Raw genomic sequence first — 20,894 nt, 5'->3', positions numbered from 1 at the left:
ATATTATGCCAGAAGTCACACAAGTAATTATTGGTGAACTATTTGGCACATTTATCCTAATTTTACTAGGAAATTGTGTTGTTGCCAACGTTTTATTAAAAAAAACAAAGGGAGAAAATAGCGGTTGGCTTGTTATTTGTACTGGATGAGGATTTGCTGTTGCTATTGCTGCAATGTTAAGTGGAATTTCAGGAGCACATTTAAATCCAGCTGTTACTATTGGATTATGAGTTGCTAATAAAAAAACAGCTTTTATTGGGGAAAACTTCTTTTATATTCCATTTTATATTTTATTTCAATTTTTAGGTGCAATGTTAGGACAATTAGTTGTTTACTTAGCATATTTTAAACAATATAACATTACTGAAGATAATAATAAAATTTTAGCAACTTTTGCAACAGCTCCAGCCGAACGTAGTTATATTTGAAATACTATAACAGAAATTATTGGAACATTTATGCTAGTTATGATTGTTTGTGCTACTATTGGTATTAAAAATTTAGTTATTAATTCACAAATATTTAATAGTGGTTCTGCGTTTATTACTGGACCTGCGACTGTTGGTATTGGTGTTATGGTTATTGGACTTGCTATTGGTGGACCAACAGGTTTTGCTATTAATCCAGCTCGAGATTTAGGACCACGAATTATTCATGCTATTTTACCAATAGCAAATAAAGGAAGTTCTGATTGAAAATATGCTCCAGTTCCTGTTATTGGACCAATTTTAGGAGCAATTATTGCTGGTGGTTTAATTAAAGTAATTGAAATACTTTAATAAAAGTACAGAAAGGATAAATAATATGTCAGAAGAAAAAAAATATATTATGGCATTAGATGAAGGTACATCTAGTTGTCGTACTTTAATTATTGATAAAGAAGGAAAAATTACTGATATCCATCAAATTGATATACCTCAGCATTATCCCCCTCAATCAGGTTGAGTTGAACATGATGCACTTGGAATTTGAAATAATCAATTAACAACAATGCAACAAGCTTTAAATAAAAGTAATATTAAATCTAATCAAATTGAAGCAATTGGTATTACTAATCAACGTGAAACAACAGTAGTATGAAATCGTGATACAGGTTTACCAATTTATAACGCTATTGTTTGACAAGATCGCAGAACAGCAGATTACTGTGAAGAATTAGCAAAAAAAGGATGAAAAGAAAAAATTCATAAAAAAACCGGCTTACTAATTGATTCTTATTTTTCTGCTACTAAAATAAAATGAATTTTAGATAATGTTAAAAATGCACGTGAATTAGCAAAAAAAGGAAAACTAGCTTTTGGTACTATTGATAGTTGATTAATTTATAAAATGACAAATGGTATTGAAAATAATGTTGAAAAAACTAAACATGTTATTGACATTACAAATGCTTCACGAACAATGTTATTCAACATTAATACTAAAAAATGAGATGAAGAATTACTAGAATTATTTAATATCCCTAAAAATATGTTACCAGAAGTAGTTCCCAGTTCAGGTAAAATTGGAACTACTTATAAAGGAATGTTATTCCAAAATGATGAGCAAGAAATTCCTATTACTGCTGCAATTGGTGATCAACAAGCTGCATTATTTGGTCAATTATGTTTAACACCTGGTGAAATCAAAAATACTTATGGTACTGGTTGTTTTATTTTAATGAACATTGGAAATACTCCTCTTTTTTCAAAACAAGGTTTACTAACGACTATTGCTTATCAAATATCAGGCGAAGAACCAGTTTTTGCTTTAGAAGGTTCAGTTTTTATTGCAGGGGCTGCTGTTCAATTTTTACGTGATCAATTACGAATGTTATATCGTTCCGATGAAAGTCTATGATATTCACAAATTGTTGATACCAAAGAAGAACAACGTATTTATGTAGTACCTGCTTTTGTTGGTTTGGGTGCCCCTTATTGAGATTCAACAGCACGTGGCGCTATATTTGGTTTAGAACGTGGTACGAAGCGTGAACATATTGTTAAAGGTACCATTGAATCATTAGCTTACCAGTCACAAGATGTTATTCTGGCAATGCAAGCAGATGTTAAATTAAATAAAGATTTAAAAGATTTAAAAATTAAGATTAAAGTTGATGGTGGAGCAAGTAATAATTCATATATTATGCAATTCCAAAGTGACATTAGTCGTACTAATTTAATTAAACCTAAAAATACTGAAACTACAGCAATGGGTACTGCTTACTTAGCAGGACTTGCAATTGGATTTTGAAATATTAATGATATTAAAAAAATAAATAAAATTGAAAAAGAATATAAACCAATTATGACAGAAAAAAAAGCAGAAACTTTTTATAAGGGTTGACAAGAAGCAGTTAAAAGAACACGTGGTTGAACTACTTCTATTAAATAAAAATAACTGAATTGACAGTATAAAATAATTAAGTAAATTTACTTAATTATTTTATTTTGTTTTTTTAGTTGTTAAGAATATAAATCTAATTCATCACTTAAAGTAAATACTACGCCAGCAAACTCTTGTGAAATATCTGAAGAAGAATCATTATTATCAAAGAATAAAACATCAAAATTAACTTGAATATAATATTGTCGTTTTTTGCCATTATCATAATCGTCATATTGATTATTAAATTGAATATTTCCAACTCCATATAAATATAAACTAGAATATCAATCTTTTACTGCTTTTTTAGAAATACGACATTTAATATCTGAATCATTTAAATATTTTTCAATAACAAAGAATAATTTATTAAAATAAGTATTATTTAATTCAGAAAGAATTTTAACATTTTTTATCTTATTAGTATCATTTGAACTAGGTATAGTAGTATATTAAGGTCAATAACCATTATCAGCATTTACTCATAATCCTCAAAATTGTGTATGATAATTAGTTCAATAACTAGCTGCAAATGTTTCAACTATAATTTTACTTGCAAAATGAGGTTCGCTTAATAATATAGGTAATGGTCTAACATTTTGAATCATTGATGCTACTGCTGCATATCGACCTTCAGCACGTCAAATTGCAAGATATTTATTATTTTTTCTATCATTTCAAAATTCTGTGGGTATTGCTTTTCTTAAAATACCAGTTGCTGCTCTTTTTTGTTCTTCGGCATCATATTTATAATTAATTTTAACTATAAAATTTAATTCTTCTTTTACTTTACTATTTTTTGTTGGTTTAATTTTTATTTTTGATTCTTTTCCTTGTACAATATCATTAGTATTTAAATTTTCAAATTCAATTTTGTAATCTTCATTAATAACAGCGCTAGGATAAAGATTTTTTATTTTATTAGCAATCATTTCTCTAATACTATTAGTACTATTAAATTCTTCAATTGTGGTTACCTTTGTAATAGTAAATTCACCAATAACTTCTTCTTTAGAACAAATATTATTGTTATTATTATTATTTATCTTTTCTTCTAAATCTATTTTTTCTTTTTTTATTTGTTCAAGTTCTGATTGAATTTTAATTATTTTTTCTTGAAGTTCTTTTTTTTCAAGTTCTTTTTTATTATTTTCTAAAAGTTCTTTTTCTAAATCTTTTTGTTTTTGTTCTAAATCTTTAATTTCTTTATCAATTTTAGTTGCTTTATCATAATCAGCATCTTTTACAAATTGTTCTTTTTCTTTAATTAAATTATTTTTATTATTTTCTAATTCACTTAACTTATCTTTAATTTCTTGACTATTAGTATTATTATTTATTTTTGCTTCTAATTCTTTAATTTGTTTATTCTTTTCTTCAATATTTTTGTTTAATTTTTCAATTTCTTTCATAGATTTATCATTATTATAGTTTAGAAGTTGATCCATTTTTTTATTAATTGTTTCACAACATTGACTATTATCATTTTTTTCATTAGATTGACAATTATCAAGTTTTTCATTTATTTCTTTTAATTGTTCTTGTAAAATTTGACAATTAATTAAATGAATCTTATTTTTTTCTTCTTCTTTTATTAAAATTTCCAATTGTTTTTTAACACTATTGATTTGTTTTTCAATAGCTTCTTTTTCTTCTATATTAGCTTCTAAGTCCTCTAATGACTCTGGATCATTTTTAATATTTTGAATTTCTTTTTCCTTTTCTTTTAATTTCTTTTCAAGTCTTTCTAATTTCTCTTTTAATAATTCAATTTTATGATTAGGCTTTATTTCATTATTATCTTTTTCATTTAATTTTTTTTTAATTTTTCAATTTCTTTATTAGCTTCTTCTAACTTATTTTTTAGTTCTTGTAATTTTTCATTATCACTACAGTTTTTAATTTCTTCTTTTAATTTAGATACTTCTTTATTAGCTTCTTCTAATTTAATTTCTAATTCTTTTATTTTTTCATTATCATTAGCATTATCAATTTCTTCTTTTAATTTTTCAATTTCTTTATTAGCTTCTTCTAACTTAGATTCTACTTCTTCTTTAGCCTTACTAGTTTCATCTAATTTAGATTGAACTTACTCTTTTTCTTTATTAGCTTCTTCTAACTTAGATTCTACTTCTTTTTTAGCCTTACTAGTTTCATCTAATTTAGATTGAACTTCCTCTTTTTCTTGAGTAATCTTTTCTAGTTGCTTTTGTAAATCTTCTACAGAAATATTTTCTTCATCACTAGTATCCATTAATTTTTTTTCCTTCTATATATGTTAAAAATAACATTTTTTATAATCTGATTTTTAATTAAATTTAAAAATAAAAATATCAGAATAGTTCTGATTTATATTAGTGGTTTCCTTGTACCAATATTAAGATTCATCAAAAATATAATTTTTCTAACTTTATTTAATATAAACAATTGTAAATTGCTGAATTATACTTGTAAGTGCAAGTAAATAAAATTGCAAAAAATTCTCATATAAAAATTTCATAATGCTAAATTTAGTTTAGAAAAAAGTAAGGAGTTTTTATATGATTTATAAACATCTTGGCATAGATGAAAGGATTTATATTGAGAATCAATTGAAATTTAAATTTAAAATTAGTGAAATAGCTAAAAATCTTAATCGAAGTATTAGTACTATTATTCGAGAAATTAATAGAAATAAAGATAATAATCATTATTTTTCATTAATTGCACAAAATAAAGCTGAAAATCGAAAACAATCACATATTAGTTTTCATAAGTTTAAAAATAAGAATTTAGTAAAATATGTACAACAAAAATTACTATTAAATTGATCACCTGAACAAATTTATGGCAGAATTAAAAATTTTCATAAAGAGTGAGTTATTAGTTTTAAAACAATTTATACTTGAATTTATTTTGGAATGCTTGATAAAGTTACTAGTAAAAATTTAAGAAGAAAAGGTAAAAAACGAAAATCTAAAGAAAATCGTGGCAAGTTTAATGGTAAATCAATTAAAGAACGAGATATAAATGTTAATGATCGTATAACACTTGGTCATTGGGAAGGAGATACTATAGTATCATCACGAGGTAAAAGCAAATCATGTTTAATAACTTTAGTTGAAAGAGTATCACGATTTACTTTAGCAATATTAGTTAAAAACAGAACTACTAAAGTTATTAATAAAAATGTCAGTTATTATTTATCAATTCTTCCTAAAAACATTGTTAAAACTATTACTTTTGATCGTGGCAAAGAATTTTCAAATTGACAACAACTTGAAAAAAATTTAGATGTAAAAATTTATTTTGCCAATCCATATTCACCTTGACAAAGAGGTACTAATGAAAATACTAATGGTTTAATTAGAGAAAAATTTCCTAAAAAATTTATTTTTTCAAAAACTAATAAAAATGAAGTTCATAAATTTATATTGTCTTTAAATCAAAGACCGAGAAAAATATTAAATTATCTTTCACCAATCGAATATTTGGATAGAAAAATAATTTAGTTGCACTTACCTTTACAATTTAGCAATATATATTTTTATTTTTAGATTATTAATACTATTAATTATATTTTTTAAGAAAAATGGGCTCAAAAATAAATTATGAAATTTTAAAAAACATTAAGGCATTCGATTCAATATTTATTTAATTTGTGTTTAACAAATTAATATTTTAATTGAACCGGCACCGCTTAATTTTTTTTACAAGTTTGAAATTTATTTTTTCGCCCAAAAAAATTTTTCAAAAAACAATAAAAAATAAAACCAACACTTGCTCACTGGGGAGTGGCAAGGTTGGTTAAATAAAGAATAGAATTAATACAATAGGTCCCTACAACAGGTCTATATATACTAGTTTCCAATTCGCTCCCACCCCAAGAATTACCATTTAATGGTTAGTATAATTTATTAGGTATCACTCCACTTTTTATTTATCCATGCAAGTCCACATGTTCTAGCTACTATTTTTAACAACTGTGTTGCAGTTCACTTTTTTAGTTCCCTAACACGTGTTGATAATAGTGTTAAAGAAGATTATTAATTATTAACTTTCTCCTACTTGGTCACTGCGTGTAGTAGATATTTAAAGGGTGCTAATAATAAAAAATATTAAAATTTTACAATTACAAAAAAAGACAAGATTATTTCTTGTCTTTTTCCTTGTTGATAATTTTAATTTAACTTATAAAATGTATATTTTATTTTTTTTAAATACGTCGAATATAAAATATAAATTTAATGTTTTAAGAAAAGAGAGTAATTTTGTCTAATTTTAATGATTTTTAAAATAATTCATCTGGAAATAAGTTAATTATGTAGTAATTTAATTTCCTACTTTTTTGGGAACCTCCCACTTTGACTAATAAAATAATTAGACAACTTCTCAGCAATTGTTCTATCAATTTTATTAGATAATGTTGCTTTAGCAATATAATATAGACCCAATGTTTCACTTAAATTATCACTATGCTCAACTTTATGACCACCTGTTTGTTGTGAAATATCAATGTGTTTTTCAATTCCACCTTGCTGAATTAACTTTCAATCTTGATTATCACCACTAAAGTAAGAAGTACTATATTCACTTTTAATATATGGATTATATGTATCTTTAATAGTAGTTACTTTTTTAGTATTATTCATTTCTTGTTTTGTATTTTCAATATCTGATTTATCTTTATCAGGAACAATTACTTTGGTATTATAAACTAGATTACCTGTTGTATCTACTAAAAAAGTATTTTGAGCATTGGCAAAAGTATAACTTTTTAATGCTGAAGTATCATAACTGTAAAATTTATAATCGGTTATTGATTGGTTAGTAATTCAACCACTAGTACCTAAAATATTTCATTGATTATTAAATAATGAATTTGTAGAATTCTTTATTGATGATTTATTTGTTAAGCTACTGTTATTAACAATATTATCATTAATACTATTAATAATAGTATTACTTGTTAAAGTTAATGTTGTTAATGTACTTAAAGTAATTAATAATTGTTTCATTCATATACCTACCTTTTAAATAATACAATTTTAATAATTAGATATCTTTTTATATATAATCATTAAAATTATAACGATATTGAATTTATATCGTTATTTATAATATAACACAAATTTTTCTTATTTTTTTTAATAAAATCTCATTTAAAAATGTTTAAAAATTAATATAATATTTTGAATTAAGTTAATAATAAAAAATATATTATAATTAAACTATACACAGATAGAACTTTTGTTCTTAATGATGTTTAGAGAGAGGTGAAAGTAATGGAATTTGATTTTGATGTGATTACTATTGGTGCTGCTATTAGTGATGAATTATCAAAAAGAAACTTAAAAGTAGTTATTTTAGAAAAAAATTTAAGAATTGCCCAAGAAACATCAGAAGGAAATTCTGGAGTCATTCATGGTGGATTTGATCCAACACCAGGAAAACTAAATGCTAAATTAAATCTAGAGGGCAGAAAATTATATGAAAATGATTGATTTAAAAATTTAGATTTTCCATGAAAAAAAATTGATTCTTTAATACTTGCTTTTAGCAAAGAAGAAAACTCAGAAATACAAAAATTATATGCACGTGGTATTACTAATGGTATTGCTAAAAAAGAATTATCAATATTAACAAGAGAAGAAGTAATTTCATTAGAACCTAATGTTAACCCAAAAGTTACTAGTGCACTACTTTGTTCTGCTTCATATGCTGTTGATCCAGTATTATTAACACAATCTTTAATTAATCGCATGATTAAAAATAAAGGACAACTAAAAGTTGATCATCAAGTAATTAATATTGAAACATTAAATTCAGGTTTTCGAGTTAATTGTTTAAATAATCAAAAAAAAGTAACTTTTACTTCAAAATATATTATTAATGCTGCTGGTCATTATGCTGATGATATTGCAAAGTTAATAAATTGTCAAGATTTCACTTTAAAAACTAGAAGAGGACAGTATTGTATTCTTGAAAAAACCGAAAATCATATTATAAATAATCACATTCTATTTATGATACCTACTATTCATGGTAAAGGAGTAATAGTTGCTCCAATGCTTGATGGTCATATCTTGGTGGGTCCTACTTCTCATGAAAATGTACCGAAAAGTGATACTAGATTAATTACAATTGAAGATATTGAACTTATTAATAAAATTGGTCTAAAAATTATTCCAACTTTAAATATTAATAAAACTTGTAAAGTAATTAGTGGTTCACGAGCAATTTGTGTTGAAACTGATGATTTTTTCATAAAATTTGCTAGTAATAATCCTAACTTTATTAATGTTGCTGGTATTAAATCACCAGGTCTAAGTTCAGCACCAGCAATTGCTTTACTAGTAGCAAATATGATAAAAAATATTTAATTTAAGGAGGAAAATATTATGCCAGAAGTCACACAAGTAATTATTGGTGAACTATTTGGCACATTTATCCTAATTTTACTAGGAAATTGTGTTGTTGCCAACGTTTTATTAAAAAAAACAAAGGGAGAAAATAGCGGTTGGCTTGTTATTTGTACTGGATGAGGATTTGCTGTTGCTATTGCTGCAATGTTAAGTGGAATTTCAGGAGCACATTTAAATCCAGCTGTTACTATTGGATTATGAGTTGCTAATAAAAAAACAGCTTTTATTGGGGAAAACTTCTTTTATATTCCATTTTATATTTTATTTCAATTTTTAGGTGCAATGTTAGGACAATTAGTTGTTTACTTAGCATATTTTAAACAATATAACATTACTGAAGATAATAATAAAATTTTAGCAACTTTTGCAACAGCTCCAGCCGAACGTAGTTATATTTGAAATACTATAACAGAAATTATTGGAACATTTATGCTAGTTATGATTGTTTGTGCTACTATTGGTATTAAAAATTTAGTTATTAATTCACAAATATTTAATAGTGGTTCTGCGTTTATTACTGGACCTGCGACTGTTGGTATTGGTGTTATGGTTATTGGACTTGCTATTGGTGGACCAACAGGTTTTGCTATTAATCCAGCTCGAGATTTAGGACCACGAATTATTCATGCTATTTTACCAATAGCAAATAAAGGAAGTTCTGATTGAAAATATGCTCCAGTTCCTGTTATTGGACCAATTTTAGGAGCAATTATTGCTGGTGGTTTAATTAAAGTAATTGAAATACTTTAATAAAAGTACAGAAAGGATAAATAATATGTCAGAAGAAAAAAAATATATTATGGCATTAGATGAAGGTACATCTAGTTGTCGTACTTTAATTATTGATAAAGAAGGAAAAATTACTGATATCCATCAAATTGATATACCTCAGCATTATCCCCCTCAATCAGGTTGAGTTGAACATGATGCACTTGGAATTTGAAATAATCAATTAACAACAATGCAACAAGCTTTAAATAAAAGTAATATTAAATCTAATCAAATTGAAGCAATTGGTATTACTAATCAACGTGAAACAACAGTAGTATGAAATCGTGATACAGGTTTACCAATTTATAACGCTATTGTTTGACAAGATCGCAGAACAGCAGATTACTGTGAAGAATTAGCAAAAAAAGGATGAAAAGAAAAAATTCATAAAAAAACCGGCTTACTAATTGATTCTTATTTTTCTGCTACTAAAATAAAATGAATTTTAGATAATGTTAAAAATGCACGTGAATTAGCAAAAAAAGGAAAACTAGCTTTTGGTACTATTGATAGTTGATTAATTTATAAAATGACAAATGGTATTGAAAATAATGTTGAAAAAACTAAACATGTTATTGACATTACAAATGCTTCACGAACAATGTTATTCAACATTAATACTAAAAAATGAGATGAAGAATTACTAGAATTATTTAATATCCCTAAAAATATGTTACCAGAAGTAGTTCCCAGTTCAGGTAAAATTGGAACTACTTATAAAGGAATGTTATTCCAAAATGATGAGCAAGAAATTCCTATTACTGCTGCAATTGGTGATCAACAAGCTGCATTATTTGGTCAATTATGTTTAACACCTGGTGAAATCAAAAATACTTATGGTACTGGTTGTTTTATTTTAATGAACATTGGAAATACTCCTCTTTTTTCAAAACAAGGTTTACTAACGACTATTGCTTATCAAATATCAGGCGAAGAACCAGTTTTTGCTTTAGAAGGTTCAGTTTTTATTGCAGGGGCTGCTGTTCAATTTTTACGTGATCAATTACGAATGTTATATCGTTCCGATGAAAGTCTATGATATTCACAAATTGTTGATACCAAAGAAGAACAACGTATTTATGTAGTACCTGCTTTTGTTGGTTTGGGTGCCCCTTATTGAGATTCAACAGCACGTGGCGCTATATTTGGTTTAGAACGTGGTACGAAGCGCGAACATATTGTTAAAGGTACCATTGAATCATTAGCTTACCAGTCACAAGATGTTATTCTGGCAATGCAAGCAGATGTTAAATTAAATAAAGATTTAAAAGATTTAAAAATTAAGATTAAAGTTGATGGTGGAGCAAGTAATAATTCATATATTATGCAATTCCAAAGTGACATTAGTCGTACTAATTTAATTAAACCTAAAAATACTGAAACTACAGCAATGGGTACTGCTTACTTAGCAGGACTTGCAATTGGATTTTGAAATATTAATGATATTAAAAAAATAAATAAAATTGAAAAAGAATATAAACCAATTATGACAGAAAAAAAAGCAGAAACTTTTTATAAGGGTTGACAAGAAGCAGTTAAAAGAACACGTGGTTGAACTACTTCTATTAAATAAAAATAACTGAATTGACAGTATAAAATAATTAAGTAAATTTACTTAATTATTTTATTTTGTTTTTTTAGTTGTTAAGAATATAAATCTAATTCATCACTTAAAGTAAATACTACGCCAGCAAACTCTTGTGAAATATCTGAAGAAGAATCATTATTATCAAAGAATAAAACATCAAAATTAACTTGAATATAATATTGTCGTTTTTTGCCATTATCATAATCGTCATATTGATTATTAAATTGAATATTTCCAACTCCATATAAATATAAACTAGAATATCAATCTTTTACTGCTTTTTTAGAAATACGACATTTAATACCTGAATCATTTAAATATTTTTCAATAACAAAGAATAATTTATTAAAATAAGTATTATTTAATTCAGAAAGAATTTTAACATTTTTTATCTTATTAGTATCATTTGAACTAGGTATAGTAGTATATTAAGGTCAATAACCATTATCAGCATTTACTCATAATCCTTAAAATTGTGTATGATAATTAGTTCAATAACTAGCTGCAAATGTTTCAACTATAATTTTACTTGCAAAATGAGGTTCGCTTAATAATATAGGTAATGGTCTAACATTTTGAATCATTGATGCTACTGCTGCATATCGACCTTCAGCACGTCAAATTGCAAGATATTTATTATTTTTTCTATCATTTCAAAATTATGTGGGTATTGCTTTTCTTAAAATACCAGTTGCTGCTCTTTTTTGTTCTTCGGCATCATATTTATAATTAATTTTAACTATAAAATTTAATTCTTCTTTTACTTTACTATTTTTTGTTGGTTTAATTTTTATTTTTGATTCTTTTCCTTGTACAATATCATTAGTATTTAAATTTTCAAATTCAATTTTGTAATCTTCATTAATAACAGCGCTAGGATAAAGATTTTTTATTTTATTAGCAATCATTTCTCTAATACTATTAGTACTATTAAATTCTTCAATTGTGGTTACCTTTGTAATAGTAAATTCACCAATAACTTCTTCTTTAGAACAAATATTATTGTTATTATTATTATTTATCTTTTCTTCTAAATCTATTTTTTCTTTTTTTATTTGTTCAAGTTCTGATTGAATTTTAATTATTTTTTCTTGAAGTTCTTTTTTTTCAAGTTCTTTTTTATTATTTTCTAAAAGTTCTTTTTCTAAATCTTTTTGTTTTTGTTCTAAATCTTTAATTTCTTTATCAATTTTAGTTGCTTTATCATAATCAGCATCTTTTACAAATTGTTCTTTTTCTTTAATTAAATTATTTTTATTATTTTCTAATTCACTTAACTTATCTTTAATTTCTTGACTATTAGTATTATTATTTATTTTTGCTTCTAATTCTTTAATTTGTTTATTCTTTTCTTCAATATTTTTGTTTAATTTTTCAATTTCTTTCATAGATTTATCATTATTATAGTTTAGAAGTTGATCCATTTTTTTATTAATTGTTTCACAACATTGACTATTATCATTTTTTTCATTAGATTGACAATTATCAAGTTTTTCATTTATTTCTTTTAATTGTTCTTGTAAAATTTGACAATTAATTAAATGAATCTTATTTTTTTCTTCTTCTTTTATTAAAATTTCCAATTGTTTTTTAACACTATTGATTTGTTTTTCAATAGCTTCTTTTTCTTCTATATTAGCTTCTAAGTCCTCTAATGACTCTGGATCATTTTTAATATTTTGAATTTCTTTTTCCTTTTCTTTTAATTTCTTTTCAAGTCTTTCTAATTTCTCTTTTAATAATTCAATTTTATGATTAGGCTTTATTTCATTATTATCTTTTTCATTTAATTTTTTTTTAATTTTTCAATTTCTTTATTAGCTTCTTCTAACTTATTTTTTAGTTCTTGTAATTTTTCATTATCACTACAGTTTTTAATTTCTTCTTTTAATTTAGATACTTCTTTATTAGCTTCTTCTAATTTAATTTCTAATTCTTTTATTTTTTCATTATCATTAGCATTATCAATTTCTTCTTTTAATTTTTCAATTTCTTTATTAGCTTCTTCTAACTTAGATTCTACTTCTTCTTTAGCCTTACTAGTTTCATCTAATTTAGATTGAACTTCCTCTTTTTCTTTATTAGCTTCTTCTAACTTAGATTCTACTTCTTCTTTATCCTTACTAGTTTCATCTAATTTAGATTGAACTTCCTCTTTTTCTTTATTAGCTTCTTCTAACTTAGATTCTACTTCTTCTTTATCCTTACTAGTTTCATCTAATTTAGATTGAACTTCCTCTTTTTCTTTATTAGCTTCTTCTAACTTAGATTCTACTTCTTCTTTAGCCTTACTAGTTTCATCTAATTTAGATTGAACTTCCTCTTTTTCTTTATTAGCTTCTTCTAACTTAGATTCTACTTCTTCTTTAGCCTTACTAGTTTCATCTAATTTAGATTGAACTTCCTCTTTTTCTTGAGTAATCTTTTCTAGTTGCTTTTGTAAATCTTCTACAGAAATATTTTCTTCATCACTAGTATCCATTAATTTTTTTCCTTCTATATATGTTAAAAATAACATTTTTTATAATCTGATTTTTAATTAAATTTAAAAATAAAAATATCAGAATAGTTCTAATTTATATTAGTGGTTTCCTTGTACCAATATTAAGATTCATCAAAAATATAATTTTTCTAACTTTATTTAATATAAACAATTGTAAATTTAAAAAAGTATAAAATAATATTGAATTATATGGTATTTTGATTAAATCCCAATTTAAATTTATAATTGAAAAAATAAATATACAATAAAAAAAGTACTTTAATTTACTAAAATACTTTTTTCTGATTTATTAAATTTCAAAATCATATAATTATATAATATAGAAATATTATTATACATTTATTATATACTGTTTTTATATAGTAAATGAGCGTGGCTTTGAAAGAAGTGATTGTTCATCAAACTCTGTTTTAAGAATTGAACTACTAATTCCATTATCCAAAGAATTTGTAGGCTCACAATAGTTATTGAATGTTCCGTAGTTATTTCTTGGTTTAGTAGTAGATCCAAAATTACTATCTACTTTTTTCTGCTCTTCAACAGCATCAAAAAAGATTTCTTTTTCTTCATCATTTTTAAAATTTCATTCTTCTTCATTACATAATTGTCCAATAATACTAGAAAATTCTTCAATACTTTCTAATTCACTAAAAACATCTACTAAACAAGAATCATTAATATAAGATTGACATGATGTTACTGATTGTTCAATATTACAATTATTTTGTTGATAACCAGTTCATCTTTTAATAGTATCTATAACAGTACTCAGTTTTGGAAGAAATGGTATTCCTTCTTTATTAACCATACAATTAAGTAAAGATGAAACTAGAGAAAGAGTTATACCACCCATAACTTTTGGAGCATCTGTTGACAGTTTTTTTCAAGTAAATTCTTGATTAGATATATAATTCTCAGTACCTCATGTTATAGCCATTGATATTGGTGTTATAAAAAATAATGGTAAAATATTTTTATAAAAAAAATTACTATTTTCATCACTATTTTGTTCACTATTAAGAAGTTGATTTTCTATATCATTAATATTGTTATTAAATAATCTTTTAACTTTTTCTCAACCTAATTTTATTACTTTTTCTATCCTAGAAATGATTGCACCATGAAAAGTCATATTTAACACATAACTAGTAAATTCAATAGTTGTCTGTCCAAGAATTTCCATTGAAATTCAATTATCTAAAATATTATTAGAAGCTCTATCCAAAATTACACCAGAATAACTTAAAAATAATAAGAAAGGAATAACTTTTATTATTTCTTTTCCTACATTAATATTATTTTCATTGTTTTTTCATTTATCTATAACTCAATTTTCAATATTTTCGATTAAACCAAAAATAAAAGGTTCAATAGCTGTATCAAAACCAATAAGTATACCACTAAATATCAAACTATCCTTAATAGTTTGTCAATTTCATGGTGTTTTAGCAACAGTAGTACTAATTATCATTTGAGCAGTGATATTACCAGAAAGAGCAACAATAAAAGTAATATTTTTACCTAAAAGTTTAGTTATTTTTGATAAATATTTGTTTTCTCTAATAGCAGTTTCTTCAAAAATAGATATTGTACTACTATTAGATATGCTAGAAAAATCACCACTTGAAGCCAATAAACTTATTGCACTATCGTCAGACATTCTACGAATATTAAGATTTTGATTACCTGTAAATAAAGGAGACATTTTAAACACTTCTTTCATATATAATAATAATTTTCTTAAGTTGCTACTTTTTTAAAATAAAAAGTAGCATCCAGTAATATAATTATTACATGAAACTACTTCTTTTAGTCGCATATATTATTTAACCTAAAAAGGTATGAAAAAATAATAGCATGTGTTTTATAACTTGTCTATATTTTTTTAATTTTTTTAATACAAAATTAGTTATAAAAGTAATTTTTATTATTAATTTTTATCTTTTCAAAAAGGAACTAAAAATTTATTAATTAACTATTAGTAGTAAAAATAAAAGTTAAACCTTCATATTTATTACCAAAAGCAATATCCTTTGAATTTTTACCCTCTAATCGAATTTTTATATAATCATAATATTTATCACCAAATTTTTTATTGCCATTAATAGCAATAACATTATTATAGCAGCCAGCATTTAACAAATATGGTTTAAAATTATCAAAAGTTAACCAAGTAAAGGGTTTTTTTGGAATAAAATTTAATAATGGAACTAAAATATTACCAAGTAAAGGGTTTTTCACTTCTTCAGAAGGAATTCACTCTTGAAATAATTTTCAAAAATTTTTAGCTTTATATGAATTATTTCTTAAATATTGTTCTTTTTGATTTTTTTCTTCCCTTTTAAAAGTAGCACCAGCAGTAACTAAGTCATTATAAAATCCACCACTGTCTTTTTTGTTAATTGATAAATATTGTGTTCCATTAACTAATGGTTCTAATTTTTCATTTATATAATCTTGTAATGGACTAAAATTAGCATCAAAACTACAATCTTTTACCGTAGAATTATTATAAACAGCTAAATGAATTTTAATATTAGTAGTACTAATTTTTTTTATTTCATCTTGATCATTAGTAATTTCATAAGTAATATTACTAAAATCTTCTGGAGCAGTATTAAACAAGTTACTAATATTGTCTTCAATTAATTTTTTAAAATCAAAAACATGATTTTTATTTTCGGGTTTTAAAAAATTATTAAAATTGGGATAAGTATTATTAGCAATTAAATTTGCAGCATCTTCTAATAATTGCTGATAATCAACTGATGAATTGTGAAAAACATCACATGCACTAATATTAATACTAGTAATACTAGTAAATGCAAAAACACTTATAATTTTTAATATTTTTTTCATAATAAACTTCCTTAAATAATCACTACTTTTTTAGTATTATCTTCAAATTTTTCTTTTTTGTATTAATAATTCTATTTTTAATTTGTGAAATTTCATCACGGTTTGTTATTTCATAAAATAAATGATAATAAATATATTTCAACTCACTAACTTTAATATTTTGTTTTTCAACAAATATTAGAAATTGATAAATTTCATGTAAAAGTTCAAATATTTTATTTTTTTCTTCATTAGTTAATACTTTTTGTTTTAATTCATTTCGAATAATTAATGGTGCTTCTTTAACAAATAGAAAATCACTAATGATATTTTTATAATCTCAATTATAAAATATTTTAAAATCATCAATTTTGGTTTTAACATTTTTAATATTATTTAAAATAGTTTTAACATCATTTTTAACTAAACTTTGAATAAAGACTGCTAATATTAATGCTAAAGAACTAGCGGGAATAAAGTACTTTAAAACTTGATCAATTTTAATAGTACCCTTAGTAAAATTTAAAATTGAATTTTTTACAATTAAATATAAAACTTCAAAACCTAAAATAATAAATAATGATCGTTTTTCTATATCTTTTCATCAAGGATTACCAAGAATCTGATTTTTTTCTTCTAATATTTTTTCTAAAATAATATAAATAATAAAATAACAAAATCAATAAGTTAAAACAAATAATGTGGTAAAAACATTAGTAAAACAAAAAATATAAGTAATGTTTCTAGCAACATTTAATACTAATAAAGCTTTAAAAATAAAAAAATTATTTTCAAAATTTGAAATTACCTTATATTTATTTTCAATATATTTTTTCATTCAACATCTGATTTGAATAAATATTAAAGTATTACTTGCAATACAACTACTAAAAATAGCAATATATAAATAAGTTTTTAAAGTAATAATAGTTTCATCAGTAATACTAGCATTATTAAAAAAATCAAATGTTAAAATTTTATTAAAAATACTACTTTTAACTTCTCATAAAATTGCACAAATAATCAAACAAATTGTTAATAACATTCATAAAATTGTTTGCATCAAATATTTATTGTTAAATCATTTTCAGCTTGATTTTAATAATTGATAGTTATTCATAATTTTATCTACCTTATTTTTAAATTATTGTAAAGTAATTTATATAAATTATTATTATAATAATTGTAAGTTATTAACTCACATTTGTGCTTGCATTAAATTTAAAATATCTTTACTAATCATTGCTAATAATTTATTAATAAACTTTTCAAGATTAGTAGTGGTGGGTAAAACCATCAATTTGCCTTTTCCATCATTATAAGGATTTTTTCCTAATTCATATTTTCAACTTAATGTTAATTGTTCATTTTCTATGTGAATAACTGGTAAATCCTTATTTCCTAAACTATAAGCAAATTCATTAAGTAAATTCATTACTTTTGGTTCTAAAATTAATCTTAATTTAATTTGATTATCACATTTTACTTCAAATAAATCTTCAAATAAATGTGATTCTAATTGAACTTTCTTTTTACTACGAAATTTTTTTGAAAATATATTACGTGGTGTTAATGTCATTGTAAAATTATTATTACTAATAATAGTTGTATAATAAACAAAACGTGCATAATAACAAGTAATTTTTTCTGTTTGAATAACTTGAGCAGCACTATTATATCCAGAACTTGTCTCATACATAACTTTTTGGTTAATGATACTTCCATAGTTAAAATTTTGACCATTAATACTTCCTATAATTATTTGTTCGCAATAATTATAATAATTAGGTTGTTCATCTAAAGGTAAATTACCTTGTGGTTCAATTGTTCAATAATCACTAATAGTTGTTAAATTCATTTGTGAATTATTATCTTTAATAACTCATTGATAATAGTTAATAATTGGTAATTCTTCTATTAATTTTTCATGAATTTTAGTTTTTAATACAAAACTCTGCACTAATAAAAAGCATCCAACAATGAATCCAATAATACTAATAATGGTAAATGGTTTTTTAATAAATGATGATTTGTTAATACCAATACTAGCACCAATAGCAATTAGAGCAATAATGGTAGTAATAATTCATAAACTAATTCATAAACGATTATTTATTAATTTAATTCATCAATGATTACTACTATTATTATAGTCAGTATGAATATTATTAACAATCTCATTTACAACCTTTGGCGATAAATTATGTTTCATAATTATTCCATTCTTTTTTAATTCTTAATATAGCTTATAATTAATTTTGTTTTATAAAAAAATAGAAAAAGACTAACTATAGATGTAATAATCTATTTAGAAGTCTAAAAACCTACTATTATAAAACTAATTACATTATAACATATATATTATTAGTTTTTTTCTAAAAAATCATTAATTTCAGTAATATTAACAGGTGCATTTTGTGGAGGTTTACCTGCATTACCACCATGCATATATTTTGCAGGAACTGCTACCATAAAAACTTTAGGATCGATTCGAACTATTTTTGTTTTAAAAAAATTATATTCTAATAATGACATTGTTGTCATCATCATTTTATATTCATTACCTGAATACAAACCTTTCACATTTCAAACATTACCACCACGTAAATAATTATTTCGATAAATATCATTACGGATTTGCTCTAATTCATTAGAAATAATAAATACACTCATCAACATATATTTTGGATAAACTCTATTCATAACAAAAGCTGCTACATAAATATAAACAAGCGTTGACATAAAATAAGGCCTAACTAAAAAATTATCAACAAGACTAGTTTTCTGTAAAAAAGTTCCATCAAGAATTAAAACAATAACAACAATAATAATATTAGTATTTCTAATAATAGTAGCAATTGAATATTTACGTTTCATAGAAATATAAGTACTAATAAAATCCATACCACCACTAGATCCACCAGTTTTAAATAAAATACCAATACCAGCACCATAAATTAATCCACCTAAAGCAGCAAAAATAAAAGTACGTGGTAAAACTAAGTGCCAATAATCTGTAGTACCTTTTAATGGCTCATTACCTAAAACTTGAAAATTTTTAAGAGCATCAATTGCTGTTAACAAAAAGTTAATTCCATTTTGAAATAACAAATAAATGATAGTATAAAGAGTAAAACGAAATCCAACCTTGAATAATCCTCAAATAATGATAGGACCATTAATAAGAAAATATACTGGATAAAATCAAAATGCTTGCGTTGTTTCTTGTTCAGTAATACTGCCATTATAAGATAAGGCAATAAATTTAGCTATTAATTGTGCAAAAGCTGATAAACCATTAGTATATAAACCAGCACGATTAATAAAATAAAAAAAGGAAACAGTTGTTAAAAAAGCACCAATAAAAATTAATAATAAATTTTTGGAAGTTATTTTTCAATTAAAATTTTTTCATGAAGAATGGATCTCTTGTTTAACACCAATATTTTTAAAAGTAAAGGCATCAACAATTAGCGGTGGCTCTTTATCTTTATTTTTTGCTTCTGAATTATTGGACATATTAAACTCCTTTTTAACTATTAAATTGAAGTATTGTTGGAACATAATTACTATCATCATAAGGCGAAGGTAAAGACATGTCAATTAATGAATCTTGAAAACTAATCACAAAATTAACTTTAAGTTCTAATTTATTAGGACCAGAGCTTGTAACTTTTTGACCATCAATTTCTTTGATATTAATATTAACAGAATTAACATAATGATTATTATTTAATGCTAAACTTATTCCTTCTTGAACTAAAGTTTTAGTTTTTTGAGAAAAATCAGCATATTTTTTATCAATATCAGGTTTAGTTTCATCATCAACACTAATTGGTACTATTTGTTCTGATAATTTAGTAACATCACTAACACAACTATAAACTATGTAATCGCTTTGTGTATAAGAACATTTTATATTAAAAGTTTTTTTATGTATTGTTCAACTTTAAAACTTTTATCATTATTTACTACTCCAACTTGATAAGTAATATTAATACTAATTCTACCGGTTGAAGTATCAACATTTCAAGTTCTTGCTTTTGTTGATTCATCTATTTTACCATTATCAATCGTAAAATAATAACATTTAGTACCTACTTCTAATTGACTATCAAATCAAGTTGGTTCTTTAATATTTGCTTTATCTAAAATTAATTTGGCAAGTGATTGTGCAAGACTGCTTTCTAATGCTTTATTTTCAATAACTTGTTCTTTTTCAGGTCTTTGACCATCAATAGGAACACCCACTGGTTTTTTAATACCAACTTTTGATAAAGTTGATTCTCAACCATTATAATTACCATTACCATTAGTAATTGCTTTTAAAATACTATCTTGTTGTTGATCAGAACAAGCTAAAACTGGCGTTACTATTCCACTACCAAAAGCAATAGTACCCATTAATGTTAAAATTTTTTTCATA

Annotated in this window: 18 protein-coding genes; 7 read left to right on the top strand and 11 right to left on the bottom strand. The window is 24.0% G+C overall.

What is annotated here, in order from left to right:
- The first annotated feature begins 5 nt into the window (after positions 1 to 5).
- Positions 6 to 779, top strand: a complete 774-nt coding sequence (locus ACICQF_RS03005) for an MIP/aquaporin family protein (RefSeq protein WP_395473655.1) — start codon at positions 6 to 8, stop codon at positions 777 to 779.
- 25 nt (positions 780 to 804) lie between these two features.
- Positions 805 to 2,373, top strand: coding sequence for a glycerol kinase GlpK (glpK, locus tag ACICQF_RS03000; protein ID WP_395473654.1), 1,569 nt, complete (start codon positions 805 to 807; stop codon positions 2,371 to 2,373).
- 443 nt (positions 2,374 to 2,816) lie between these two features.
- On the opposite strand, the gene ACICQF_RS02995 is transcribed toward glpK (ACICQF_RS03000), so the two are convergent.
- Positions 2,817 to 3,971 carry a coiled-coil domain-containing protein gene (locus tag ACICQF_RS02995; RefSeq protein WP_395473660.1) on the bottom strand — a complete coding sequence of 385 codons (1,155 nt, stop codon included), beginning with the start codon at positions 3,969 to 3,971 and terminating at the stop codon, positions 2,817 to 2,819.
- Positions 3,972 to 4,453: 482 nt separating this feature from the next.
- Complete coding sequence (locus tag ACICQF_RS02990; RefSeq protein WP_395473659.1) at positions 4,454 to 4,618, bottom strand: hypothetical protein; 165 nt, start codon at positions 4,616 to 4,618, stop codon at positions 4,454 to 4,456.
- Between the two features lie 286 nt (positions 4,619 to 4,904).
- On the opposite strand from ACICQF_RS02990, the gene ACICQF_RS02985 reads away from it, so the two are divergent.
- On the top strand, positions 4,905 to 5,855 hold the full coding sequence (locus ACICQF_RS02985; protein ID WP_395473658.1) for an IS30 family transposase: 951 nt from the start codon (positions 4,905 to 4,907) through the stop codon (positions 5,853 to 5,855).
- An 828-nt stretch (positions 5,856 to 6,683) separates the two neighbouring features.
- Here ACICQF_RS02985 and ACICQF_RS02980 read toward each other — a convergent pair.
- Positions 6,684 to 7,361, bottom strand: coding sequence for a hypothetical protein (locus tag ACICQF_RS02980; RefSeq protein WP_395473657.1), 678 nt, complete (start codon positions 7,359 to 7,361; stop codon positions 6,684 to 6,686).
- Positions 7,362 to 7,628: 267 nt separating this feature from the next.
- Here ACICQF_RS02980 and glpO point away from each other — a divergent pair, with 267 nt between their 5' ends.
- The 3 genes from glpO to glpK (ACICQF_RS02965) are packed head-to-tail and all read left to right on the top strand — an operon-like array spanning position 7,629 to position 11,112.
- Positions 7,629 to 8,726: a type 2 glycerol-3-phosphate oxidase gene (glpO, locus tag ACICQF_RS02975; protein WP_395473656.1), complete on the top strand. Its 1,098-nt coding sequence runs from the start codon at positions 7,629 to 7,631 to the stop codon at positions 8,724 to 8,726.
- 18 nt (positions 8,727 to 8,744) lie between these two features.
- A complete protein-coding gene (locus ACICQF_RS02970) occupies positions 8,745 to 9,518 on the top strand; it encodes an MIP/aquaporin family protein (protein ID WP_395473655.1) in 774 nt (257 codons plus the stop codon).
- A 25-nt stretch (positions 9,519 to 9,543) separates the two neighbouring features.
- Positions 9,544 to 11,112 (top strand): glycerol kinase GlpK, encoded by a 1,569-nt coding sequence (gene glpK / locus ACICQF_RS02965; protein WP_395473654.1) that lies wholly within the window; start codon positions 9,544 to 9,546, stop codon positions 11,110 to 11,112.
- A 674-nt stretch (positions 11,113 to 11,786) separates the two neighbouring features.
- Here glpK (ACICQF_RS02965) and ACICQF_RS02960 read toward each other — a convergent pair.
- The 7 genes from ACICQF_RS02960 to ACICQF_RS02930 form a co-directional block, all read right to left on the bottom strand.
- Positions 11,787 to 12,710: a coiled-coil domain-containing protein gene (locus ACICQF_RS02960; protein WP_395473653.1), complete on the bottom strand. Its 924-nt coding sequence runs from the start codon at positions 12,708 to 12,710 to the stop codon at positions 11,787 to 11,789.
- A gap of 203 nt (positions 12,711 to 12,913) precedes the next feature.
- On the bottom strand, positions 12,914 to 13,609 hold the full coding sequence (locus ACICQF_RS02955) for a hypothetical protein (protein WP_395473652.1): 696 nt from the start codon (positions 13,607 to 13,609) through the stop codon (positions 12,914 to 12,916).
- A 376-nt stretch (positions 13,610 to 13,985) separates the two neighbouring features.
- Positions 13,986 to 15,335, bottom strand: coding sequence for a hypothetical protein (locus ACICQF_RS02950; RefSeq protein WP_395473651.1), 1,350 nt, complete (start codon positions 15,333 to 15,335; stop codon positions 13,986 to 13,988).
- Between the two features lie 266 nt (positions 15,336 to 15,601).
- Positions 15,602 to 16,489, bottom strand: coding sequence for a hypothetical protein (locus ACICQF_RS02945; RefSeq protein ID WP_395473650.1), 888 nt, complete (start codon positions 16,487 to 16,489; stop codon positions 15,602 to 15,604).
- Between the two features lie 22 nt (positions 16,490 to 16,511).
- A complete protein-coding gene (locus ACICQF_RS02940; RefSeq protein WP_395473649.1) occupies positions 16,512 to 17,588 on the bottom strand; it encodes a hypothetical protein in 1,077 nt (358 codons plus the stop codon).
- 54 nt (positions 17,589 to 17,642) lie between these two features.
- A complete protein-coding gene (locus ACICQF_RS02935) occupies positions 17,643 to 18,680 on the bottom strand; it encodes a DUF3137 domain-containing protein (protein ID WP_395473648.1) in 1,038 nt (345 codons plus the stop codon).
- A 152-nt stretch (positions 18,681 to 18,832) separates the two neighbouring features.
- Complete coding sequence (locus ACICQF_RS02930) at positions 18,833 to 19,987, bottom strand: YitT family protein (RefSeq protein WP_338956719.1); 1,155 nt, start codon at positions 19,985 to 19,987, stop codon at positions 18,833 to 18,835.
- A gap of 77 nt (positions 19,988 to 20,064) precedes the next feature.
- On the opposite strand from ACICQF_RS02930, the gene ACICQF_RS02925 reads away from it, so the two are divergent.
- Positions 20,065 to 20,190, top strand: a complete 126-nt coding sequence (locus ACICQF_RS02925; protein ID WP_395473647.1) for a hypothetical protein — start codon at positions 20,065 to 20,067, stop codon at positions 20,188 to 20,190.
- Between the two features lie 193 nt (positions 20,191 to 20,383).
- Here the strand turns inward: ACICQF_RS02925 and ACICQF_RS02920 are convergent, their stop codons facing one another.
- A complete protein-coding gene (locus tag ACICQF_RS02920; protein WP_342257385.1) occupies positions 20,384 to 20,893 on the bottom strand; it encodes a hypothetical protein in 510 nt (169 codons plus the stop codon).
- Position 20,894: the final 1 nt, after the last annotated feature.

Source organism: Spiroplasma endosymbiont of Nomada rufipes, assembly GCF_964277355.1.
Classification (GTDB): domain Bacteria; phylum Bacillota_I; class Bacilli_A; order Mycoplasmatales; family VBWQ01; genus Spiroplasma_E.
This window is presented reverse-complemented; position numbering and strand designations above follow the sequence as displayed.